The sequence below is a fragment of the Pseudomonas sp. P4_B3 genome (assembly GCF_056402295.1).
This window is the reverse complement of record NZ_JBFUHR010000007.1, coordinates 288654-312836: the sequence shown is the minus strand read 5'-3', so window position 1 is coordinate 312836 and position 24183 is coordinate 288654. Positions and strand designations below refer to the sequence as shown.

Annotated in this window: 19 protein-coding genes and 2 pseudogenes; 10 read left to right on the top strand and 11 right to left on the bottom strand. The window is 60.2% G+C overall.

What is annotated here, in order from left to right; all coding sequences use genetic code 11:
• Positions 1-87: 87 nt before the first annotated feature.
• From AC1DWG_RS10200 to edd, 10 genes and pseudogenes are all read right to left on the bottom strand, one after another.
• Entirely contained in the window at positions 88-1434 is a 1347-nt protein-coding gene (locus AC1DWG_RS10200) for a carbohydrate porin (RefSeq protein ID WP_477762799.1), read from the bottom strand.
• 127 nt (positions 1435-1561) lie between these two features.
• A complete protein-coding gene (locus AC1DWG_RS10195; RefSeq protein ID WP_477755240.1) occupies positions 1562-2722 on the bottom strand; it encodes an ABC transporter ATP-binding protein in 1161 nt (386 codons plus the stop codon).
• A gap of 3 nt (positions 2723-2725) precedes the next feature.
• On the bottom strand, positions 2726-3571 hold the full coding sequence (locus tag AC1DWG_RS10190; RefSeq protein ID WP_477762798.1) for a carbohydrate ABC transporter permease: 846 nt from the start codon (positions 3569-3571) through the stop codon (positions 2726-2728).
• Positions 3564-4403 (bottom strand): annotated as a pseudogene (locus tag AC1DWG_RS10185) (carbohydrate ABC transporter permease); the annotation flags it as partial. The gene AC1DWG_RS10190 and the pseudogene AC1DWG_RS10185, both read right to left, overlap by 8 nt.
• A gap of 117 nt (positions 4404-4520) precedes the next feature.
• Entirely contained in the window at positions 4521-5819 is a 1299-nt protein-coding gene (locus AC1DWG_RS10180; RefSeq protein ID WP_477755238.1) for an ABC transporter substrate-binding protein, read from the bottom strand.
• A 117-nt stretch (positions 5820-5936) separates the two neighbouring features.
• Positions 5937-7196 carry a D-mannose isomerase gene (locus AC1DWG_RS10175; RefSeq protein ID WP_477787725.1) on the bottom strand — a complete coding sequence of 420 codons (1260 nt, stop codon included), beginning with the start codon at positions 7194-7196 and terminating at the stop codon, positions 5937-5939.
• 196 nt (positions 7197-7392) lie between these two features.
• Entirely contained in the window at positions 7393-8820 is a 1428-nt protein-coding gene (locus AC1DWG_RS10170; protein WP_477787803.1) for an ATP-binding protein, read from the bottom strand.
• 31 nt (positions 8821-8851) lie between these two features.
• The gene (locus AC1DWG_RS10165) at positions 8852-9583 is read right to left on the bottom strand and encodes a response regulator (protein WP_223459445.1); all 732 of its coding nucleotides are present in this window, start codon (positions 9581-9583) and stop codon (positions 8852-8854) included.
• A 178-nt stretch (positions 9584-9761) separates the two neighbouring features.
• Entirely contained in the window at positions 9762-10721 is a 960-nt protein-coding gene (locus AC1DWG_RS10160; RefSeq protein WP_477787724.1) for a glucokinase, read from the bottom strand.
• Positions 10718-12544 carry a phosphogluconate dehydratase gene (edd, locus tag AC1DWG_RS10155; RefSeq protein WP_223445794.1) on the bottom strand — a complete coding sequence of 609 codons (1827 nt, stop codon included), beginning with the start codon at positions 12542-12544 and terminating at the stop codon, positions 10718-10720. Before edd ends, AC1DWG_RS10160 begins: the two co-directional genes overlap by 4 nt.
• Before the next feature lie 220 nt (positions 12545-12764).
• Here edd and gap point away from each other — a divergent pair, with 220 nt between their 5' ends.
• From gap to AC1DWG_RS10115, 8 genes are all read left to right on the top strand, one after another.
• On the top strand, positions 12765-13766 hold the full coding sequence (gene gap, locus AC1DWG_RS10150) for a type I glyceraldehyde-3-phosphate dehydrogenase (protein WP_477787723.1): 1002 nt from the start codon (positions 12765-12767) through the stop codon (positions 13764-13766).
• 17 nt (positions 13767-13783) lie between these two features.
• Entirely contained in the window at positions 13784-14248 is a 465-nt protein-coding gene (locus tag AC1DWG_RS10145; protein WP_057713543.1) for a methylglyoxal synthase, read from the top strand.
• A 77-nt stretch (positions 14249-14325) separates the two neighbouring features.
• A complete protein-coding gene (locus tag AC1DWG_RS10140; protein ID WP_477787722.1) occupies positions 14326-14844 on the top strand; it encodes an RNA polymerase sigma factor in 519 nt (172 codons plus the stop codon).
• A 120-nt stretch (positions 14845-14964) separates the two neighbouring features.
• Positions 14965-15930, top strand: coding sequence for a FecR family protein (locus AC1DWG_RS10135; protein WP_477787721.1), 966 nt, complete (start codon positions 14965-14967; stop codon positions 15928-15930).
• Between the two features lie 122 nt (positions 15931-16052).
• Positions 16053-18620 carry a TonB-dependent receptor gene (locus AC1DWG_RS10130; protein WP_477787720.1) on the top strand — a complete coding sequence of 856 codons (2568 nt, stop codon included), beginning with the start codon at positions 16053-16055 and terminating at the stop codon, positions 18618-18620.
• A gap of 114 nt (positions 18621-18734) precedes the next feature.
• Positions 18735-19343 (top strand): biliverdin-producing heme oxygenase, encoded by a 609-nt coding sequence (locus AC1DWG_RS10125; RefSeq protein ID WP_477787719.1) that lies wholly within the window; start codon positions 18735-18737, stop codon positions 19341-19343.
• Between the two features lie 97 nt (positions 19344-19440).
• A complete protein-coding gene (locus AC1DWG_RS10120) occupies positions 19441-19830 on the top strand; it encodes a YbaN family protein (protein ID WP_477787718.1) in 390 nt (129 codons plus the stop codon).
• Positions 19831-19977: 147 nt separating this feature from the next.
• Positions 19978-20712, top strand: coding sequence for a hypothetical protein (locus AC1DWG_RS10115; protein ID WP_477787717.1), 735 nt, complete (start codon positions 19978-19980; stop codon positions 20710-20712).
• Positions 20713-20773: 61 nt separating this feature from the next.
• Here AC1DWG_RS10115 and AC1DWG_RS10110 read toward each other — a convergent pair whose 3' ends face one another.
• A complete protein-coding gene (locus tag AC1DWG_RS10110) occupies positions 20774-21730 on the bottom strand; it encodes a hypothetical protein (protein WP_477787716.1) in 957 nt (318 codons plus the stop codon).
• A gap of 300 nt (positions 21731-22030) precedes the next feature.
• Between AC1DWG_RS10110 and AC1DWG_RS10105 the strand changes: the two are divergent.
• Together AC1DWG_RS10105 and AC1DWG_RS10100 are read left to right on the top strand one after the other, a co-directional pair.
• A pseudogene (locus AC1DWG_RS10105) lies at positions 22031-23311 on the top strand (methyl-accepting chemotaxis protein); the annotation flags it as partial.
• A gap of 102 nt (positions 23312-23413) precedes the next feature.
• Entirely contained in the window at positions 23414-24169 is a 756-nt protein-coding gene (locus AC1DWG_RS10100) for a methyl-accepting chemotaxis protein (RefSeq protein ID WP_477787802.1), read from the top strand.
• Positions 24170-24183: the final 14 nt, after the last annotated feature.

Below are 24183 nucleotides of genomic sequence, written 5' to 3'. Positions count from 1 at the left end.
ACCGGGGTGCGCGACCCGCAAAAAAAAGCGGACAGCCATGGCTGTCCGCAAATATGCGCACATGGAGAGAAGCTTATCGCAGACGCGTTAGAACACCGACTGAATTTTCAGGCCAGCCACCAGCGCGTTGTCGACTTCATCCACACCACCCGGGTGCGTGACGTATTGCAGGTTGGGGCGTACGGTCAGCCAGTTGGTCACGTGGAAGCCGTAGTTGATCTCGTAGTTGTATTCGGTTTCACGAATGGGCGAGAACAGCGGATTGTCGTATTCCGAAACGCCGTTGGCCGCGTTGGTCAGCTCGGCGTTTTTCTTCACGTCATCGTTGACATGGATACGGGCGAAACCGATGCCCACGTCATCCTTCGGACGCGCGTCGAACGGGCCCTTGTACACGAACATCAGCGACTGGTAGTTGTCGACGACGTTAGTGTCCTTGTCGTGGAAGGTGGCGTTGGCCGCGATGTTCAGACCGCGAGAAGCGTCACCGTTGTGAGTGGTGAGTTGCTGCTGCGCGACGAACCAGTAGCCGTGCTTGCTATCGTGGACGCGAAAAGGCTTGCCGGTGGTCGCGGCGTCCTGGCCGTTGTCGTCCTTGAGAACGTCATCGGCAGGCGCAGTGCTTTTGTAGTAACCGACACGGTATTCGCCCGGCAGGTTGTTGACCTTCGGCGACCAGACCAGCTCGACCGGCAGTACGGTGCCATTGGTACCACTGCCGCTGAGCTTGAAGCCGTTACCGTGTTCCAGTTGCGACGTGTTCTGGTTGTACGCGCCAATCTGGGCGTAGAGCTCGTCATTGATGTTGTACTTCACGCGGATCGCCGCCTGCATCACCGGCCAGTTGTACCAGATGTTGGTGGCCCAGTTACCCACCTGGGATCCGCAGAACGCCAGGTTCTGGAATTCGCACGGGAAGGTGTTGAAGTCTTCACCTTCACCGAAGTAACCGGCTTTGACGTCCAGTTTGTTGTCGAGGAACTGGTGCTGAATCCACAACTGGGTCAGACGCACCATATGGCCACGACCGAAGACTTCCTGCGAGGAACTCAAGGTGCCGGCACGCGGATCGCCGATACGGTCGTTGGAGATGTTCTCACCGTTACGGTTGGTGAGCTGGATCTTGGCCTGGGTGTTATCCCAGCCGAACAGTTTCTCCAGGTCCAGCGCCGCGCCCAGGCCAAACTGGTCGGCGTAGCGCGCGGTCTTGTCATCGTTGAAACCGCCATGCAGGTTGCCGCCGACTTCACCGACGTAGTCCATCTTGATGTCGATGCCTTGCTCGATCAGCTTGGTACGCTCGCCACCCCAGTCGCCCGTCATCCACTTGGAATCGGAGCTGAACGCTTCATCGGCCATCGCATTGCCGGCCAGAACCAGTGCTGCCGCTGCTGAAACCTGGCAGATCAACCGGGCCTTGTTCTTCATCTTCATCCCTACTTCCTCGTTTTATTGTTATTAACTTTTCTTCTTTAACGCGGTTACATCGGTTGCGACGGATGTCTCCACCCAACGCATATCCCCCCCTGTAGGAGCAAGCTCGCTCCTACAGCTTTGTTCTTCAGCGGCCTTTGAATTGGGCCACGTTGTCAGCATGCGCCTCGGCTTTCGGCACGCCGGCAACCCCCAGCCGCTCCCCGCTCTTGGCATCGAACAGCAGCACTTTCGCCGGGTCGAATTGCAGGGTCAGGGTCTCGCCCACTGCCGGCGCCACGTCTGGCGCCAGGCGGCAGCAGACCTTGGTGTCGTTGAGGTTGACGAAGACCAGGGTGTCGGGACCGGTCGGTTCGGTGACCTGGACTTCGGCACGAATGGTCGGCAAACCGTTCGCTTCGCCGTTGGCCAGGATGATCTGCTCAGGGCGCATGCCGAGGATCACTTCGCGATCTTCGAGACCGGCGTCCTGCATGCCCAAAGGCAACTCGCAACGGGCCTGGCCGCTGTCGAGCAGCGCCAGCAGTCGACCGTCCTTGCGCTGCAGGCGCAGCGGGATGAAGTTCATCGGCGGCGAACCGATGAAGCTCGCCACGAACAGGTTGGCCGGGTTGTTGTAGATGTCTTTCGGCGTGCCGAACTGCTGGATGATTCCGTCCTTCATCACCGCCACTTTGTCGCCCAGGGTCATGGCTTCGATCTGGTCGTGGGTCACGTAGACCGTGGTGGTTTTCAGGCGCTGGTGCATCAGTTTCATTTCGGTGCGCATCTCGACCCGCAGCTTGGCGTCGAGGTTGGACAGCGGTTCGTCGAACAGATAAATCTTCGGCCGCCGCGCCAGGGCACGGCCCATCGCCACACGCTGTTGCTGGCCACCGGAGAGCTGGCCGGGCTTGCGGCTGAGCAGGTGCTCGATCTGCAACAGCTTGGAAACCCGAGCGACTTCTTCGTCGATTTCGGCGGTCGGCATTTTGCGGATCTTCAGGCCGAACGCGATGTTGTCGCGCACACTCATGGTCGGGTACAGCGCGTAGGACTGGAACACCATGGCGATGTCGCGATCCTTGGGGCTCATGCCGCTGATGTCGGCGTCATCCACCAGGATCGCGCCGCCGCTGATGGTTTCCAGGCCGGCGATGCAGTTCATCAGCGTGGATTTGCCGCAGCCCGACGGGCCGACCAGGATCAGGAATTCCCCGTCATCGATTTTCAGTTCGATGTTTTTCAGGGTGTCCGGCAAACCGGCGCCGTAGGTCTTGTTGACGTTGCGTAATTCGAGAGTTGCCATGTTCTACCCCTTGACCGCGCCGGACGTCAGCCCACGCAGGAAATACTTGCCAGCGAATATGTAGACCAGCAGTGTCGGCAGCCCGGCGATCATCGCGGCGGCCATATCAACGTTGTATTCCTTGGCCCCGGTGCTGGTGTTGACCAGGTTGTTCAGGGCCACGGTAATTGGCTGGGCATCGCCACTGGCGAAGACCACGCCGAACAGGAAGTCATTCCAGATCTGGGTGAACTGCCAGATCAGGCAGACCATCACGATCGGGATCGACATCGGCAGCAGGATTTTCAGGAAGATCGTGAAGAAGCCCGCGCCATCGAGCCGCGCCGCTTTGACCAGCGCATCCGGAATGCTCACGTAGTAGTTGCGAAAGAACAGCGTGGTGAACGCCAGGCCGTAGACCACGTGCACCAGCACCAGGCCAGTGGTGGTGTTGGCCAGGCCGATCTTGCCGAGGGTGAACGAGGCTGGCAGCAGCACGGTCTGGAACGGCAGGAAGCAGCCGAACAACAACAGGCCGAAGAACAGTTGCGAACCACGGAAACGCCACATCGACAACACATAGCCGTTCATGGCACCGATGAACGTAGAGATCAGTACCGCCGGCACGGTGATTTTCACCGAGTTCCAGAAGTAGCTGCCGACACTGTCCCAGGCCTTGATCCAGCCGATGCCGTCGATCACGGTCGGCCAGCTCAACAGGTTGCCGGTACGGATGTCTTCCGGGGATTTGAAACTGGTCAGCAGCATCACCACCAACGGGATCAGGTAGATCGCAGCGGCCAGCAACAAGGTTGCGTAGATCGCGATACGGCTGAAGCTGAGCGATGGTTTGCCGAGTTGATTAGTCATGACGTTTGCCTCGCAGCTCGGAGTACAGGTACGGCACGAGGATGGTCAGCACGGCGCCGAGCATCAGCATGGCGCTGGCCGAACCGATGCCCATCTGGCCACGGCTGAACGTGAAGGAATACATGAACATCGCCGGCAGGTCGGAGGAGTAACCCGGACCGCCCGCGGTCATCGCCGCGACCAGGTCGAAGCTCTTGATCGCGATGTGCGCCAGGATCATGAAGGCACTGAAGAACACCGGGCGCAGGCTCGGCAGGACGATCTTCAGGTAGATGGTCGGCAGGCTCGCCCCGTCGACTTGCGCGGCACGGATGATCGACTGATCGACACCGCGCAGGCCGGCGAGGAACATCGCCATAACAAACCCGGAGGCTTGCCATACGGCGGCGATCACCAGGCAGTAAACCACGCGATCCTGATCCACCAGCCAGTCGAGGCGGAAGCCTTCCCAGCCCCAATCCCGCAGCATCTTGTCCAGGCCCAGGCCAGGGTTGAGCAGCCATTTCCACGCGGTACCGGTGACGATCATCGACAGCGCCATCGGGTACAGGTAGACGGTGCGGATGAAGCCTTCCTTGCGAATGCGCTGGTCCAGCAGCACGGCGAGGAACACGCCCAGCACCAGGCTGATGCCGATGAACATGCCGCCGAACAGCGCGAGGTTCTTGCTCGCGACCCACCAGCGGTCGTTGTCCATCAGGCGCATGTATTGCTGCAGGCCGACCCACTTGTAGCTCGGCATGAAGCTGGAGTTGGTGAAGGACAGAATGAACGTCCAGATGATGTAACCGTAGAAGCCAACCAACACGATCAGCATGCTCGGCGCGAGTACCTGAGTGCGATCCCCTGTAGGCTCTGCCGCAGGCTTCTATCTTTTGATTTTTTTTTTCAAAATCATGATCAAAAGATCGCAGCCTGCGGCAGCTCCTACAGGGGGGATGCCAAGGGATTACTGGGCCGCTTTGACAGCCGAGGCCAGTTGGGCGCTGGCCTTGGCCGGGTCTGCGTCCTTGTCGTTCATGAAGTTGGTGACCACGTCGAAGATCGCGCCCTGCACGGCCAGGGAAGTGGCCATGTTGTGCGCCATGCTCGGTTGCAGACCGCCGGTCTTGTCGTCCGCGACAAAGTCCTTCGCCGATTTCTGGGCGCACTCGTCGAAGCCGAGCTTGTCCATTTCGTTCAGCATGTCGTTACGCACCGGGATCGAACCCTTGTTCATGCTGAAGACTTTCTGGAAGTCGGTACCCAATGCGACCTTGGCCAGGTCTTGCTGGGCGGCGATGTCACCCTTGCGATCGGCCTTGAGCTTGAACACCGCCAGGGAGTCGATGTTGTAGGTGAAGGCTTTTTCAGTGCCCGGGAACGCTACGCACTGGTAGTCCTTGCCGGCGACTTTCTTCGCCGCAGTCCACTCGCTTTTTGCCCAGTCGCCCATCATCTGCATGCCGGCCTTGCCGTTGATGACGTCGGCGGCGGCGATGTTCCAGTCACGACCGGCGCGGTTCGGGTCCATGTAGCCGGTGATCTTTTTCAGCTCGGCGAACGACTGGGTCATCTGCGGGCCGGACAGGGTTTTCTGGTCCAGGTCGACCAGGGCTTTCTTGTAACCGTCGGCGCCCATGACCGAGAGCACCACGTCTTCGAACACGGTGCTGTCCTGCCAAGGCTGACCGCCGTGGGCGAGCGCGATGAAGCCGGCGGCTTTGAGCTTGTCGCCGGCGGCATAGAATTCTTCGAGGGTGGTCGGGGCTTTTTCGATCCCGGCTTTCTTGAATACTTGCGGGTTGATCCACAGCCAGTTGACGCGGTGGATGTTCACCGGCACGGCCACGTAATCGCCTTCGTACTTGACGGTGTCGGAGACTTTCTTCGACAGCAGGCCATCCCAGTTTTCCGACTTGGATACTTCTTTCAACGCGTCGGTGCTGAGCAGGCCAGTGCTACCCCACTCCTGGATATCCGGACCTTTGATTTGCGCGACGCCCGGCGGGTTGCCGGCTACGGCGCGACTTTTGAGTACGGTCATGGCCGTGGAACCGCCGCCACCGGCGACTGCGCCGTCCTTCCAGGTGAAGCCGTCTTTTTCGACTTGAGCCTTCAGGACATCGACTGCTGCTTTTTCACCACCGGAGGTCCACCAGTGAACGACTTCAACGGAACCTTTGGATTCAGCGGCAAGAACACTGAGGGGGAGCGCAGACAGGGAAGCGAGAGAAATGACAGTAGCGAGGCGAGAAATCGCATTCATCCAGGAGCACCTTTCTTGTTGTTATGCATGCAAGTCTATTGCTTGCGCTGCATAGGAGTTTAAACAGGGGATATCCCCTCGCAGGTAACGAAGGGATGCGCAAATGTCACCGCATGGTTACATAGAACCGCTCTGGGACAACTGCGCCAGCGCCGTGGCCATGCTCGGCGCCAGCGCCAGGCGCGGAATCAATACGGCTTGCCAGGCGTGGTAAAGGTCAGGTTTGCCGGGCCAGATATCGGCACTCGGGCGGTTCAGCGGGTCGAGTTCGTGATGCCAGCTGCCATCGCAGCGGTCGATGAAATGACTGTCACAAAATTCCCAGAATAGTCGGTACCAGTGCTCGTACTGCTCATCGCCAGTACGTTTGAGTAGCGCACTCGCGGCGGCACTGGCTTCGCAATGGGTCCAGTGCAGGCGATGGCGGACCACCGCTTTGTTGTCCCAGTCCAGGGTGTAGACAATCCCCGGCGCGCCGTCGATGCTCCAGCCGTGACGGCAATTGTGCTCGAAGAGTTTTTGCGCGTCGGTGACCAGCCAGCCGGGTGTGAGCATCCCTGCTCTCACCCGCGAAGCTTCGAGGTGCAGCAACAATCGCGCCCACTCGAAACCGTGGCCCGGGGTGGTGCCGTACGGGCGGAAGCCGTCGGCGGGGTTGTCGTGGTTGTATTCCCGCAGCGGCTGCCAGTCGCGGTCGAAATGCTCGATCACCAGGTAATCGTTGGCAGCGGCGTGACCATGGATCACTCGCTCGACAATCCGTTGGGCGCGGCTCAGCCAGCGGTTGTCTTCAGTGACATCGGCCAGGGCGAGGAAGGCTTCAGTGGCGTGCATGTTGCTGTTGGCGCCTCGGTACGCCTCCTCCTCGCTCCAGTCGCGATTGAAGGATTCGCGCATGGCGCCTTCTTCTTCGCTCCAGAAACAAGTGTCGATGATATCGATCGCATCATCGAGCAAGGCTCGCGCACCGGGGCGCTGCGCGACCACCGCAGAACTTGCCGCCAGCGCCACGAAAGCATGCAGGTAGGCATTCTTGCCGGTGTTGCCATCGCGATGTTCGGCGGCCGCGAACCAGCCGCCATGCAGCGCGTCGCGCAACGGCCCGCGCAGGGCGGCAACGCCGTGATCCACCAGCTCGGCAAAACCCGGCAAGCCCTGAATATGGGCCATGGCGAAGCTGTGGGTCATGCGTGCGGTGTTCATGGTCTGGGCTTGCGCTTCAGCCGCGAGACGGCCTTTTTCATCGAGGTTGCCGAAGCCTTCAGGCAGTTTCGAAGCCTTGGCGAAGGCCAGCAGGCGCAAGCCTTCGGTGGCGAGCCATTGCTGATGGGCAGGTGCGTTCAGCCAACTGCTGAAGGCCGGTTGGAAGGTGTCCATGGCGTACCTTTTTTGTTGTTATGACTGTGGGGCAGCATAAACAACGGACGAAGGCGGGCTTGTAACGAAGGGGGTGGGGTTTGTCACCACTCAGTGACAAAGAAAGATCAAAAGATCGCAGCCTGCGGCAGCTCCTACGCCGATCTCTGTAGGAGCTGCCGAAGGCTCGGGCCGCGTTCGGACGATCTTTTGACCTTCAATCAACCGAACGCGGCAACTGCAGGGTCACCCGCAACCCGCCTTCACGCAGATTCTGCAAACTCACTTCACCGCCATGGCTATGGGCAATGTTGCGGGCAATCCCCAGCCCCAACCCATAACCCTGCTGCTGCCCGGCCAGGCGAAAGTGCGGTTCGAACACCTGCTCCAGCCGCTGCTCCGGTACGCCCGGCCCTTCATCATCGACGTGCAGGATGAACGCGCTTTCGTCGTCATCGATGTGCAGGTGCGCGTTCTGCCCATACTTCAACGCATTGTCGATCAGGTTGCCGATGCAGCGCTTGAGCGCCAGCGGTTTCCCCGGATAGGCCGCCAGCGCCCGCCCCTGCTGGGTCACGCGGCCGTTGCCGTTCGGCGCGAGATAGGGCTCCACCAGGCAGTCGAGCACATGGTTGAGGTCCACCGGCTCGATATTCTCGTGGATGTCGGTGTCTTTCACGCATTGCAGCGCGCCCTTGACCAGCAATTCGAGCTCGTCCAGATCGCGGCCGAACTTGGCTTGCAACCTCTCATCTTCCAGCAATTCAACGCGCAACCGCAATCGGGTAATCGGCGTGCGCAAATCATGGGAAATCGCACTGAACAACTGGCTGCGCTCGGTCAGGTAACGACTGATGCGCTCGCGCATGGTGTTGAAGGCGCGCCCGACCTCGACCACTTCGCTACCCCCGCCTTCGGCCACCGGTTCCACGTCGGCCCCCAGCGACAGGTCCCGCGCCGCCCGCGCCAGGCGCTTGAGCGGACGACTCTGCCAGTGCACCAGCAGGCCGATGAACAACAGCAGAAAGCTGCTGGTCAGGACGATGAACCACACCTGCTGCGCCGGCAGGCCCTGCTCTTCAAGACTGGTGTAGGGCTCGGGCAAAAGCGAGGCGATGTACAGCCACTCGCCCGGCGCCATCTGGATCTGCGTGACCAGTACCGGCGGGTTCACCGGTTCCAGGGTCAGCGCGTAGTGCGCCCATGAGCGTGGCAACTCATCGAGCTTCAGGCCGCCATTGAAGATGCGCAGGTCTTCCGGGCTGACGAAGGTCACCGAGATGTCGGCGTCCTGACCGAGGGACTGGCGTAGCACTTCGTCCACCGCTTTGAGCACCGCTTCTTTGCGCGGGGTGATGGGCAGCACTTCCATGCCCAGGGGTTTGTCATTGAGCGTCACCACGAACCGGGTGCCGCCCATGCTGCGCAACTGATCGAGCACCAAGGGCCGAAACGCCACTGGCAACGAACGAAAATAACTGACACTGGCCGTCATCGAATGGGCCAGGCTGCGGGCGCTGGTGACCAGGCCCTCGAGCTGCGTGGCACGCAGTTGCGATACCCAGATCACGCTCGACAACGCTTGGGCGAACAACACCGCCAGCAAGGTCAACAGCAACATCCGCCCGAGCAGCGAACGCGGCATCGGCACCTTGGCGGCGAGCTTGCGTAATAGCTTAGTGGCCATTGCTGGCAACCACATTGGCTGCCAGTTGGTAGCCGCTGCCGCGCACGGTGCGGATCAGCCGTGGCGGCTTTTCGGTGTCGCGCAGGCGCTGGCGCAACCGGCTGACCGCCATGTCGACGATGCGATCCAGGGGCATCAGTTCACGGCCACGAGTGGCGTTGCCGATGGTGTCGCGGTCGAGGATTTCCTGCGGGTGATCGAGGAACAGTTTCAGCAGCGCGAAGTCGGCGCCCGAGAGAATCACCTCTTCGCCATCGATGTGAAACAGCCGATGGCTGACCATGTCCAGCCGCCAGTCATCAAAGGCCAGCACCTCACCGCCATTACGCTCCTGACCGAACTGCGCACGGCGTAGCAATGCCTTGATCCGCGCCTGCAATTCCCGTGGGCTGAAGGGCTTGCCGAGGTAATCGTCGGCGCCCAGTTCCAGGCCGATGACGCGGTCGGCTTCGTCGGAACTGGCGGTGAGCATGATGATCGGCACCTGCGCCTGGCGTGGATGCTGGCGAATCCAGCGGCACAGGCTGAAACCGTCTTCGTCGGGCAACATCACATCAAGGATCACCAGATCGGCCGGCGCGTCGTTCAGCGCCTGGCGAAAACCGGCGCCATCGGCGGTGGCACGCACCTGGAAACCGGCGCGGGTCAGGTAGGTGTCCAGCAACTCGCGTATCTCTTGATCGTCATCGACCAACAAAATCGACTTGTTGACTGAGCTCACGGGCGGCGTCCTTGTTGTTTGAATTGGGCGGATTATGCCTGATGCGCAAAATATACAAACACCACAGAAACAACTGTGGGAGCGAGCCTGCTCGCGAAAGCGGTTTTACATTCAACACATTCGTTGACTGACACACCGCATTCGCGAGCAGGCTCGCTCCCACATTTTGATCGCATTTTCAAACCGGAATAGATTGCTCCAGCGCTACACCTGCGCCGACGAGGCCCGAATACGGCGCCGTCACCAGCCACACCGGAATCCCCTTGAAGTAATCGCTCATGCAACCCTTGTCGGCGAAGCACCGGGCGAAACCGCTTTCGAGGAAGAAATCGGCAAACCGCGGAATCACCCCGCCAACGATGTACACGCCACCGCGACCACCGGTGGTCAGCACGTTGTTGCCGGCCACGCGACCGAGCCAGCAGCAGAACTGCTCAAGCACTTCCACGGCAATCGGATCGCCCGCCAGCCCGGCAGCGGTAATCGCTTCCGGTGTGTCGAGCACCGGCGTGTGTCCATCCACCGCACAAATCGCCCGATAGACGCGGGGCAAGCCGCCACCGCTCAGGGCTGTCTCTGCACTGACATGGCCAATTTCGTTGAAGATGTGCTGCCAGAGTTGAGTTTCACGCGGACTGCTCAATGGCAGATCAACGTGACCGCCCTCCCCCGGCAACGCGGCGAATCGGCCCTCGCCCAAATCGAGCAAGGTGCCGACACCCAGGCCGGTGCCCGGGCCAATCACCACCGCCGGACGCAACGTCTCCGGCGTGCCTTCGCAGACCACGCGGAATTCGCCGGGCTGCAAACGGGTCATGCCCAGGGCCATGGCCGAGAAGTCGTTGACCAGCAACAGTTGCTCGACCTGCAAGGTCTGGCAAAAGCCCTTGCGGCTCAGGCGCCAGTGATTGTTGGTGAACTTGAATTCATCGCCACTCACGGGACCGGCCACCGACAGGCACACCGAACCGATCGCCCCCGGCGCCAGCCCCAGGCCACTAAGGTAGAGGCTGATCGCCTCTTCGGGGCTGGGGAAGTCTGCTGTCGCCAGCACCTGGACCGATTCCAGTTGCTGGTTTTTCCACAACGCGAAACGTGCGTTGGTCCCACCGATGTCACCGACCAAAGCCAGTTTCAATTAAGCGTCTCCAGGGCAGAAGTGAAGGCGCTGGCGCCCTGCTCCGCCGAGCTGAAGGCCATGCGCATGAAACCGAACAGCTCGCGACCGGTGCCGATGTTGTTGCCCAACAGACCTTTGGCCGGCGTGCGCGCTGCAAATTCTTCGGCGTCCACCTTAAGCTCCAGGGTGCCTTTGACGCCATCGACGCGGATGATATCGCCCTCTTGCACCCGCGCCAAAGCGCCGCCGACATAAGCTTCGGGGCTGACGTGGATGGCCGCCGGGATTTTCCCTGATGCGCCGGACATGCGCCCGTCAGTCACCAGTGCCACCTTGAAGCCGCGATCCTGCAACACACCGAGGAACGGCGTCATCTTGTGCAGTTCCGGCATGCCGTTGGAGCGCGGGCCCTGGAAGCGCATCACTGCGACAAAATCCTTCTCCAGCAAACCGGCCTTGAAGGCATCGGCCAGGTCCTGCTGATCCTGGAACACCATGGCTGGCGCTTCGACGACCTGGTTTTCCACGGCCACGGCGGAGACTTTCATCACGCCACGACCGAGGTTGCCTTCCATCACCCGCAGGCCACCCTCTGCCGAGAACGCGCGGGCGACCGGGCGCAGGATGCTTTCATCGAGGCTGTCGGTCACGCCTTCGCGCCAGACCAACTGTCCATTGTCGAGGAACGGTTCCTGGGTGTAGCGGCTCAGGCCGTGGCCCATCACGGTGTTGACGTTTTCGTGGAGCAATCCGGCTTCCAGCAGTTCGCGGATCAGGAACGACATGCCGCCCGCCGCCTGGAAGTGGTTGATGTCGGCTTTGCCGTTCGGGTAGACGTGGCTCAGGGTCGGCACGACTTCGGAGAGGTCGGCCATGTCCTGCCAGGTCAGCTGAATGCCCGCCGCCATGGCGATGGCCGGCATGTGCAAGGTGTGGTTGGTCGAGCCGCCGGTGGCGTGCAGCGCAACAATCGAGTTGACCAGCGAACGCTCGTCGACGATTTCACCAATCGGGATGTAGTCACCGTTCTGCTTGGTCAAACGCGTGACCTGATGCGCCGCTTCGCGGGTCAAGGCATCGCGCAATGGCGTATTCGGGTTGACGAAGGACGCGCCCGGCAGGTGCAGGCCCATGACTTCCATCAACAACTGGTTGGTGTTGGCGGTGCCGTAGAAGGTGCAAGTGCCAGGGCTGTGGTAGGACTTCATTTCCGATTCCAGCAGCTCCTCGCGGGTCGCCTTGCCTTCGGCGTACTTCTGGCGCACGTCGGCTTTTTGCTTGTTGGAAATGCCCGAGACCATCGGCCCGCCCGGTACGAAGATCATCGGCAGATGGCCGAAGCGCAGCGCGCCCATCATCAGGCCCGGCACGATCTTGTCGCAGATGCCGAGCAGCAGCGCGCCGTCGAACATGTTGTGGGACAGCGCCACGGCCGTGGACAACGCGATCACTTCACGGCTCGGCAGGCTCAGTTCCATGCCCGGCTCGCCCTGGGTCACGCCATCGCACATGGCCGGGGTGCCACCGGCGAACTGGCCGACGGAGCCGATTTCGCGCAGGGCTTTCTTGATCAGTTCGGGGAAGACTTCGTACGGCTGGTGCGCCGAGAGCATGTCGTTATATGACGAAACTATCGCGATGTTGGCGGAGTTCATCATCCGCAGGCTGTGCTTGTCATCGCTGCCGCAACCGGCCACGCCGTGGGCGAAGTTGGCGCATTGCAGCTTGCCGCGCATCGGACCGTCGCTGGCCGCACCGCGGATCAATGCAAGGTAGGCCTCACGCGTGGCGCGGCTGCGGGCGATAAGCCGTTCAGTGACCTCAAGGACGCGGGGATGCATGTGTAGAACTCCAGGCTAACGGATGTGGCGACCTGATTGTCTATGTTGATCAAAGGCCGGTGTCGATGGGATGACAGACGGTTTGTTTGACCATTCGGACCAGTTGATTCAGGTCACTCGTTGTAGATCGAACAAAATATTGCCATCAAAAAGGCTTGTTTTCTATTTTTTTACGAATAATCTTGTAATTCCAACAACAAAACGACGGTAGCGCCGCAATATGACTCTTCGAATCGCAATCAATGGTTTTGGCCGCATCGGCCGTAATGTCCTGCGTGCACTCTATACCCAGGGCTACCGTCAGGATCTGCAGATCGTCGCCATCAACGACCTGGGCGACAGCGCGATCAATGCTCATCTGCTCAAGTACGACACCGTTCACGGCACGTTCGATGCCGATGTCCAGCACGATCTGGAGAGCCTGACGGTCAACGGCGACCGCATTTCGGTCAGCGCCATCCGCAACCCGGCCGAGCTGCCTTGGGCCGCGGAAAAAATTGATGTGGTGTTCGAATGCACCGGTCTGTTCACCGACCGGGCCAAAGCCGCCGCGCATATTACAGCCGGCGCGCGCAAAGTGATCATCTCGGCCCCGGCCAAAGGCGCCGACGCTACCGTGGTTTACGGGGTGAACCACGACATTCTGCGCCAATCGCACCAGATCATTTCCAACGCATCGTGCACCACCAACTGCCTGGCCCCGGTGGCCCAGGTGTTGCATCGCGAATTGGGTATCGAAAGCGGTCTGATGACCACCATCCACGCCTACACCAACGATCAGCACCTGACCGACGTCTATCACGTCGATCCGTACCGCGCCCGTTCGGCCACCCAGAACATGATCCCGAGCAAGACCGGTGCTGCCGAAGCGGTGGGCCTGGTGCTGCCGGAACTGGCGGGCAAATTGACCGGCATGTCGGTGCGCGTACCGGTGATCAATGTTTCGCTGGTGGACCTGACGGTGCAGCTCAAGCGCGAAGCGTCGGCCGATGAGGTCAATGCGCTGATGAAAGAAGCCAGCCAGCACTCGAAGATCCTTGGGTACAACACCCTGCCGCTGGTCTCCAGCGACTTCAACCACAACCCGCTGTCGTCGATCTTCGACGCCAACCACACCAAGGCCAGCGGCAAGCTGCTCAAGGTATTGGCGTGGTATGACAACGAGTGGGGCTTCTCCAACCGCATGCTCGATAACTGCCTGGCGCTGTGCAACGCTGAATAAGCCCGGAGCAACCATCGATGATCGGCATCAGCTTTACGCAAAAGACCATGGCGGCGCGCAAGCGTATCGCCCTGGTCGCCCATGACCACTGCAAGGTGTTCTTGCTGGACTGGGCCGAACGGCAAAAAGACAGACTGGCCCAGCATGATCTGGTCGCCACCGGCACCACGGGGTTGTTGTTGCAACAACGCCTCGACCTGCCGGTGCAAAGCATGATCAGCGGGCCACTGGGCGGCGACCAACAGCTCGGTGCGCAAATCGCCGAGCAGCGGGTCGACATGCTGGTGTTTTTCTGGGACCCGTTCGAACCCCAGCCCCACGACCCGGATATCAAGGCGTTGCTGCGGGTCGCGGCGGTGTGGAACATCCCGGTGGCGTGCAACGAATGCAGCGCCGACTACCTGCTCAGCAGTCCGCTGATGGATCAGGCGCACCTCCATCGGATTCCCGATTACGCCACCTATTTGCAGGGTCGCGCGTAAAGCTTCACAAATCAGCACTTGACCATTCGAGTAGATGATAAGCATTATCATCTACTCGAAATGGATCAGGTTCTCCCGTGAGTCAGTCACGCTTCAACCACGTTTTCCTCGCCCAGCGCACCTCCCTGCTGCGCACGCTGGAACGGATGGTCAACAATCACAGCACCGCTGAAGACCTCCTGCAGGAAACCTACCTGCGGGTGACCCGTGCATTGAGCGAACGGGCCATCGATCATCTTGAGCCCTTTGTCTTCCAGACGGCGCGCAACCTGGCGCTGGACCATTTGCGCGCGCGGCGCATCCACTCGCGCACCATGGTCGACGACGTGCCGCAGGAGGTGGTGCACAGCATCGCCGCCCCCACCAGCAGCGCCGAAGACGCCGCCCACGCCGAACAATTGCTGGAGCGCCTGAACGTGAGCCTCAGTGAACTCAGCGCCCGCCAACAGCGGATTTTCATCCTCAGCCGCCTGCACGGGCACAGCTACCAGGAAATCGCCGACGAGCTGAACGTGTCCCTCAGCACCGTGCAGAAAGAACTCAAGTTGATCATGTCGATCTGCATCGGAGTTGCCGATCGCTTGAACACCAACTGAGCGCCAGGACCTTGCGCCTACCTGGACCGACTGCGCTGATCATCGGGCTTTGCTACCCTTGGCCCACTTTTACGCTTCACTAAAAAAACAGCCGTGCACAGACACTGCCGAGGAAACACCGTGACGGACAACCACCGCTCCCCAGAGCCTTCATCGGCGCAGGATCCCGCAAGCGCGATGGACCAGGCCCTGGACTGGCTGATCGTGCTCGGCAGTCCCGACCAGGAGCAGACCCACCAATTCCATGCATGGCTCGACGCCGATCCGTTGAATGCCCAGGCGTTCGCCAAGGCCCAGGCGATCTGGGACGGCCCACAAGTGGCGCAGTGCGCGTTAAGCCTGGCCGCGCGTCCGGCGAAAGTCACTGTCCTCGCCCGTCTGCGTCCGCACTGGAAACCACTGGCCACCGCCGCCGTGCTGCTGCTCGGGCTGTTCAGTTTCAGCAGTTTGCCAATGCGCCTGCAGGCCGATCACCTGACCGTGGTCGGCGAGCGCCAGCGCCTGCAACTGGAGGACGGTTCCAGGGTCCTGCTCAATACCGATTCGGCGTTCTCAAGCACCATCAACGACCAACAACGTGTTGCCCGCCTGTATCAGGGCGAAGCTTTTTTCGAAGTCCAGGCCAACCGCAGCCAGCCTCTGGAAATCGACGCCGGCCCGGTCACGGCCAGCGTTCGCGATACCACGTTTGCCGTGCGATACCTCGACGGCGTGGCGCAGGTGCGGGTGCAACGCGGCGATGTCGACTTGCGCGCCACCCGGGATGACGCGCGGGTGCGCTTGTCCGCCGGGGAAAGCATTCGCATCGGCCCCAACGGTTTCGACCGCCCGGCCAAGCTGGATGCCGCCACCGACCTGGCGTGGGTCCAGGGGCGCCTGGTGTTCGAAAACTGCCCGTTGAACCAGGTACTGGCAGAACTTCGCCGCTACTACCCGGGCTGGATCATCAACAACAACGAACAGTTGGCCGATGTCACCGTAACGGGCAACTACCGCCTCGATCAGCCGCTGGACGTGGTTCGCTCCCTGGCTCACATCACTTCGGCACGGCTCCAGGAATTCCCGGCGCTGGTCATCTTGAACTGAATGAGAATTATTTTTACTCGATAGCCAAACCCCGTACGTCTCGTTATAGCCAATGCAATTGATTCGCATCTCACCATGCGGATCAGCACCTATAAAGATTCGTGCGACACGGAGCGCTATCGATGTCCTCTCGCCTTACCCGCCAAGCCCCTTCACCCTCCCGCGCGCTGTCGCTGCTGACCGCTGCCATCCTGATGGCCGGTACCGCGCCGCTCATGGCCGCCACCGCCACCGAGCCGTCGACCCGCAAGATGGGCGACTACTCGTTCGCCATTCCCCAGCAGTCACTGGTGTCGGCACTCAATGCCTTTACCGCCGTGACGGGCTGGCAGGTCGGCGTGTCGTCGGAATTGGCGCAAGGTGTGGCCTCGCCGGGAGTACGCGGTTCCCTGTCGCCGGAAAAAGCCCTGGATCGCCTGTTGGTGGGGACCAACCTGGGCTATCGCAAGCTGGGCAACAACAGCATCGTTCTGGAAAGGCGCAGCGGTAGCAGTGCCCTCAATCTGGATCAGGTCACCATCAGCGCCACCCGTAACGAGCAGGCTGTGAACAGCGTACCGAGCACGGTCTCTGTCTACACGCGCGAAGATCTGGACCGCAACAACGTCAATACCATCAAGGAACTGGTGCGCTACGAACCCGGTGTTTCGGTAGGCGGCGCAGGCCAACGCGCCGGCATCACGGGCTACAACATTCGCGGTATCGATGGCGACCGAGTGCTGACCCAGGTCGACGGGGTGCAGGTACCCGACGGTTTCTTCAATGGCCCGTATGCCCAGACCAACCGCAACTATGTCGACCCGGAAATCGTCAAGCGTGTGGAAATCCTCCGGGGCCCGGCGTCGGTGCTGTATGGCAGCAGCGCCATTGGCGGTGCGGTCAGCTACTACACGCTGGACCCGGACGACATCATCAAACCGGGCAAGGATGTCGGCGCACGTCTGAAAACCGGCTACAGCTCCGCCGACGACAGCTGGTTGACTTCCGGCACCGTCGCCGGCCGCACCGGCGAGTTCGACGGCCTGTTGCATCTCAGTCAACGCAACGGTCATGAAACAGAGTCCTTTGGCGAAACCGGCGGCACTGGCCTGAACCGCACTGAAGCCAACCCCCAGGACGTGCGCACCACCAGCGTGCTGGCCAAACTCGGCTGGGATTACGCTGACGACGCGCGCCTGGGCCTGACCTACGAGCATTACAAGGACGACCGCGACACCAACCAATTGAGCGCGGTGGGTGGCCCGTTCAATGCCGGACGCGGTATGGGCTTCTATAAGTCCCGTACCGGCAACGACACGATCACCCGCGAACGCTTTGGCCTGGAACACAGCTTCGGTCTGGACAGCGCATTGGCTGACAACATCAAGTGGACGCTGAACTACCAGATCGCCAAGACCGACCAGAGTACCGAGGAAATCTACGCGCCGCCTTCGCGGACCGTGCTGCGTAACCGCGATACGACTTACAAGGATCGCCAATGGGTATTCGATGCCCAGGCTGACAAGTCCTTTGCCATCGCCGACACCGATCACTTTGTCACCTATGGCACCACCATCAAACAGGACAAAGTCACCGGCCTGCGTACCGGCACTGGCACTTGCCTGACCGCGGCCGGCGCCTGCCGGGTCATCGGTGCCCCTAGCGCCACCGACACGCTGAAACCCGCCAGTGACTTCCCGGACCCGACCATCAATAGCTACAGCCTGTTCGCCCAGGATCAGATCAGTTGGGGCAACTGGACTTTCCTGCCGGGTGCACGCTACGACTACACCGAACTCAAGCCGCACATCACCGAAGAGTTCCTGGCCACCGCCGACCAGAGCGGCAACGGCGTGGTGAGCGACGAGACCAAGACCTGGCATCGCCTGTCGCCGAAGTTCGGCACCACCTACAGCTTCAACGACCACTACACCTGGTTCGGCCAATACGCCGAAGGCTTCCGCACCCCGACCGCCAAGGCGTTGTATGGTCGCTTCGAAAACATCGCCGGCGGCTATCGGGTCGCGCCTAATCCGGACCTCGAACCGGAAAAGAGCAAAAGCTACGAGACGGGTTTGCGCGGCAACTTCGAGCAGGGCTCGTTTGACGTGGCGGTGTTCTACAACAAGTACCGCGACTTCATCAACGAGAACGCCATCACGCCCGGCTATAGCGAAACCATTTTCAAGAGCAACAACATCAAGCACGCCACCATCAAGGGTGCCGAGATCAAGGGCCGCCTGAACCTGGACGCCTTTGGCGCGTCGCATGGCCTCTACACCCAAGGCTCGGTTGCCTATGCCTACGGGCGCAACGACGACAACGGCGAGCCGCTCAACAGCGTCAACCCGCTGACCGGCGTATTCGGCCTGGGCTACGACCGGGACACCTACGGCGGCGTGCTCAACTGGACGCTGGTGAAGAAGAAGGACCGCGTCGACAGCAGCAGTTTCAAAACTCCGGACGGCACCAGCACCCAGTTCAAGACCCCGGGCTTCGGCATTCTGGACCTGAGCGCGTTCTACAAGGTGACCGACGACGTGACCGTCAGCGGCGGCGTCTACAACCTCACCGACAAGAAGTACTGGCTGTGGGATGACGTGCGCGGCTACGACAGCGTCGGCGAAGCCTCGGTGACCCAACCGGCCAACCTCGATCGCCTGACCCAGCCGGGTCGCAACTTTGCGGTCAACCTGATCTGGGATATCTGATCCGCTCATCTCGCCGGGCGGTTTCATCACGCCGCCCGGCGAGGATTTTTTACTGTCAGGCGCTTTCCTGTTCGTCTCGTTACCAAGCGCCTCTTCTTTCTCCAAGGAATTGCCATGACTACCCAGGCCACCGAACAACGCCCCAACCTGCGTTCGCAGCGTTTGAACCAGATCACCAACGAGCCACACACCAAGCTCGATGCCCTGGTCAAGGCCCACGCCCCGTTTGAAACCCAGGCCAGTTTCGCCCGCTTCGTGGTAGCGCAGTACCTGTTCCAGTCGGAACTGGCGTCGCTGTACAACGATGCCGAACTGACCGCCATCGTCCCGGACCTGCCAGCCCGCTGCCGCGCCGATGCGGCCAAAGCCGACCTGGCGGACCTGGACACCGACGTGCCGGCACCTGTCGCCGGTGCCCTGAAGAACCCGACCAAGACCGAAGCCCTGGGCTGGATCTTCGTCTCCGAAGGTTCAAAGCTCGGCGCGGCGTTCCTGATCAAGCGTGCCGTAGGCCTTGGCCTGAGCGAAACCTTCGGCGCCCGCCACCTCGGCGAACCGGCAGGTGGTCGCGCCGAAGGCTGGAAGAGCTTCGTCAAAACCCTGGACGGCCTGGCATTCAGCGCCCAGGAAGAGGCCGAAGTGGAAAAAGGCGCCATCGACGCGTTCAACCGTTTTACCGTGTTGCTGGAGCAGGCTTACGCCAGCGCACTGGAAGTCGCCTGACACACCAGCGCCCCTGTGGGAGCGAGCAGGCTCGCTCCCACATTGGACGAAGCAAGTCTTCAGGATTTCGATTCGCCTCACGTGTTGCCTTGAGCCCATGCCCACCTCTTCAAAACTCTCCCGCCTCCTCTTCGGCCTGCTCGCCTATGTCAGCCTGGGCATCGGCCTGATCGCCATCGTCATACCCGGCCTGCCAACCACCGAGTTCATCCTGCTGGCCGCCTGGGCCGCGACCCGCAGTTCACCGCGCCTGAGTGCCTGGCTGGAAAACCATCGGCTGTTCGGCCCCATCCTCCATAACTGGCGCAACGGCAAGATCATCGCGCGCCGGGCAAAAATCAGCGCCACGGTCAGCATGTTGTTATGTGCCGGTCTGATGTTGGTGATGCTCGAGCACGGCTGGCCGATTTACCTGGCGATTGCCGGGATGGGGCTGGGCAACCTGTGGATCTGGTCGCGACCGGAACCACTGCCGCAAGTCACCTGAAACCTCTTCAAAACGCCCTGTATCAGCCGGCAACGGCACACTTGAAAGTACCTACTTCCTGTTCGGATTTCTCCTACGCGCTTATCAGGTCATCCATGACCGGGTTTGGCCGTTAAGCACCATGAACCCCCACAACGAGAAGCTGACATGAATGTAAGTGCCGCTGCATCTTTTCAAGTTCCGTATCCGCAAACAGTGAAGGCGAACACGGAAAAAGCCCAGCCTGAGAAAGTCGACATTCCGGTAATGAATGACAGGTTAAGGTTGACCATCGAGAAACTCCGAGCTCCTCAAAGTGAAGCTAGAAATCTCAGCAGCGAAAAACTGAATGAGGTGGATGAGTTTTTGAATGCGCTCGAACCACATAACGAGTTCACTGACCTACCCCCTCGGATAAAAAGCTACAGACATTCAATGATTAGGCATCATGAATTCTACGCAAATTTGACGCTCAAAAAAATGGAAGGGGTTTACTCCGACTTCAAAAAAGACCTGCAAAGCAAATGGTCTGGCTTGGCCAATAACGTAATGGGCTTCACCGTGGCCGAAGACGGTCAGTTGAAAGTCACTTCGCCCCCCGACACACTGACTGCCAGGGATGAGGAGATATTGAATACCCTGTTGAACGAGACCAAAGGTTTGCAAACCCTGACACTCAAGCATGCCAAGTTCGTGATCGAACTGGTCCAGATGGATAAACCACAGTTCGAAGGCAAGGTGAATCTTGACCTGCGAAACTTCCATAAGATGATTGACTATGGATTATTGCTGAACGAAGGCGCGCTGGACCTGAGAAATTCAAACTCCTGGCTGGATCAATTGCATAAAAACGCTGAAAAGTATCCGTTTGAAAAAAGGCAGGGGCTACACATCGAAGCCTGATCGTTTGATAAAACCCGGTAACGCGGGTGTGCACTACCGCGTTGCCGGGAATATAACAGGCCTAGTTACGCAACATATTTTGATAGCATATCTGAGCAAATGAAACGTTCCGCACGTTGTAACCTCCCACCCCCGAATCCTCTTTGCGTTGAACCTGGATCAACCAATACCCCAGGTTGTATTCAACTTCCCACTTATAGCGATACTTGCCACTGCTGGTCCAGAAAGGATCAGACTTCAACTGGCCATAACACCTGCCCAACTCAAGGGCTTGCGCAGCGCTACCAGTGCTGTCCGTTATAAGGTCGAACCTTTCATCATCCGCCCCCGCCCCCTTGTTCAATATCAAGGTAGCGGTAGCACCTTCGAGCGGTTGCCCGGTCGAATCCCTCAATCGGACCGACCAATTCAAGACTCGGTAGGCTTGCGTAGTCGCCCAGTAGTGCCGCAGATCACCGGTATCGCCCTGGACACGACTGTCGGCGTAGTAAGGTGCTGAACCAAACTCAAGGTCGTAGATATCACCCGCCACGAACGGGGCAGACGGCATCTTTGAAATGCGTACCTGAACTACCTGATTCGGCTCCAGGCCAGACACCGTAAAGGATGCCCCCCAAGGGATAACCATCCAGCTGCCATTGCGATTGTATTCCAGCGTCAATGGCCCGCCTTTCGTTACACCCGCGTGGATCAACACGTCCTGTCCCCGCACTGCCATGAAGCTGTATTGCTTCACATCCGTTTCGTCAGCCAGACTTTCCTCGAGGGTGTTCAGTTTGTCCGGCAGTACCGTGGCCGCAGAGGGTATTTGAGAGGCGATACCCGAAACAGCTGCCGAGCTCAGAAAAGACATCGCAGGTGCCGCACCTGCCGCCAATAACATCCCCCAAAACAACAACACCGAGCGCAACCCGGCCCTTTTAATGTAAGCAATACACATGATGGCTTTCTCATTATTTATTGTCAGTTGCCAGAAGCCAAAACTTCCGCAAGCGTTCCACCGAGGTGGCATCTGCATTTAAGCGGCCTGCCCTTAATGAGAAGCGGTACATATGTATTTCGTGAATTTCATTTAAAGCGCAAAAAGCACCCTGGACGTCGATGCCAGATTGATCACCGTCCATCCGTGATTTTTCCTCTTTTTACCCTCATTTTCGGCACATTTTTCTGCGCAAACGTTCAACCACTACCGTTCGTCGAGTTGCCCCTCATGTAACCTCAGCGCCACGCCGATGTGCATTGATCGGCGCTAAATGGATTTAGCGAGTGAGCCGCAACGGCCCACAGCCAACACTTCATCCATTCGCGAGTTCGCCTCATGTTCGACTCACTGTCCATTCGCCTGAAAATCGTCCTGCTGTCCGGTCTGTGCCTGCTGGGTGTAGTCGCCTTGATAGTGGGCATGAACATTTACCAGACCAATCAGAACGATGACCTGGTCAACGATTCCAGCAGCAGAATGCTTACCGCCAGTGTGCAGGACCTGCTTCAGGCCAAAGCCGCCGAGCAAGCGGTGCGGGTGCAGAAGACATTCGGTGAAACCCTGACGGTGGTGACCGCCCTCGCGGACCAGATCAAGGACATGCGCACCCTGGCCGCCAAGCGCGAGCTTGCGCCCGGCGCCCTGCGTGAAGAGTTGAACCAGAGCCTGAAAACCGCCTTTGAGCGCAACGGCAAAGTGCTGGGCATCTGGCTGGCGTTCGAACCCAACGGCCTGGACGGCAAGGACAGCGAGTTCGCCAACGACGCCGCCCGCCAATCTAACGAGATCGGCCGTTTCGCCACCTACTGGAGCCGTGCCGGTGGTGAGTCGCTGAACACCATCATGGTCGAAGAGGACATGACCAAGACCACCCTGAACCTCAGCAGCACGCCGTACAACGTCTGGTACACCTGCCCGCGGGACAGCCAGCGCACCTGCCTGCTCGACCCCTACGCCGATACTGTCGGCGGCAAGGAAGTGTTGATGACCACCATCTCCGTACCGCTGCTGGTGGATGGCAAGTCCATCGGCGTGGTCGGTATCGACATCGCCCTCGATGCCCTGCAAGCGGCGGCGGTCGATTCCCAGCGCGTCCTGTTCAACAGCGCCGGACACATGCTGATCGTTTCCGGCACTGGCGTGCTGGCTGCCTACAGTGTCGATGCCGGTAAAGTCGGCAAGAACATCGGCGACACCCTGGGCGCGGATGGCAAGGACATCCTGCAATTGCTCGGCAGCGGTGCACCGAAGATTCTCCAGCAAGGCGACCTGATCCGCGCGGTATACCCGGTCAGCCCGATTGCCGATGCCAAGGCCTGGGCCGTGGTTATCGACCTGCCCAGGCAAGTGCTGCTGGCCGATTCGGTGAAGCTGCAGGCCGTGCTCGACGATGCCCAGCAAAGCGGCACGATCAAGGCACTATCGGTGGCGGTGATCGCCGGCCTGCTCGGGCTGTTGCTGATGTGGCTCACCGCGTCGGGCGTGACCCGGCCGATCAATAGCGTGGCACAAATGCTCAAGGCGATTGCCAGTGGCGACGGCGACCTGACCCAGCGCCTGCACTACAGCAAGCACGACGAACTGGGCGAACTGGTGAGCTGGTTCAACCGCTTCCTCGACAAGCTGCAACCGACCATCGCGCAGATCAAGCAAAGCATCACCGATGCCCGTGGCACCGCCGACCAGTCTTCAGAAATCGCCCGCCAGACCAGCGAAGGCATGCAGGTGCAATTCCGCGAAATCGACCAGGTCGCCACCGCGTCCAACGAGATGAGCGCCACCGCCCACGATGTCGCCAACAGCGCCTCGAACGCGGCCAACGCCGCCAAGGGTGCCGACCAGTCGGCCCGCGACGGCATGTCGATCATCGAGCGCAGCACCCGCGACATCAATCAACTGGCCAACGAAGTCAGCAAGGCCGTGACCGAAGTCGAAGCCCTCGCGGTCAACAGCGAGCAGATCGGCTCGGTGCTAGAGGTGATTCGCAGCATCGCCGAACAAACCAACCTGCTGGCCCTCAACGCGGCGATTGAAGCCGCCCGTGCCGGCGAGAGCGGTCGCGGCTTTGCGGTGGTCGCCGATGAAGTGCGTAACCTGGCCAAGCGCACCCAGGATTCGGTGGAAGAAATTCGCCTGGTGATCGAATGCATCCAGTCCGGCACCCGCGGCGTGGTCGCGACCATGCATTCAAGCCAGACCCAGGCCCACAACAACGCCGGGCAGATTCAGCAGGCGGTCCAGGCCTTGAGCAAGATCAGTGACGCGGTCACCGTGATCAGCGACATGAACCTGCAAATCGCCAGCGCCGCCGAGCAGCAAAGCGCCGTGGCCGAAGAGGTCAACCGCAACGTCTCGGCGATCCGCACCGTCACCGAAACCCTGACCGGCCAGGCCACCGAATCGGCACAGATCAGCAGCCAGCTCAACGCCCTGACCACCCAGCAGATGAAGTTGATGGATCAGTTCCGCGCTTAAACAATCGCCACAGG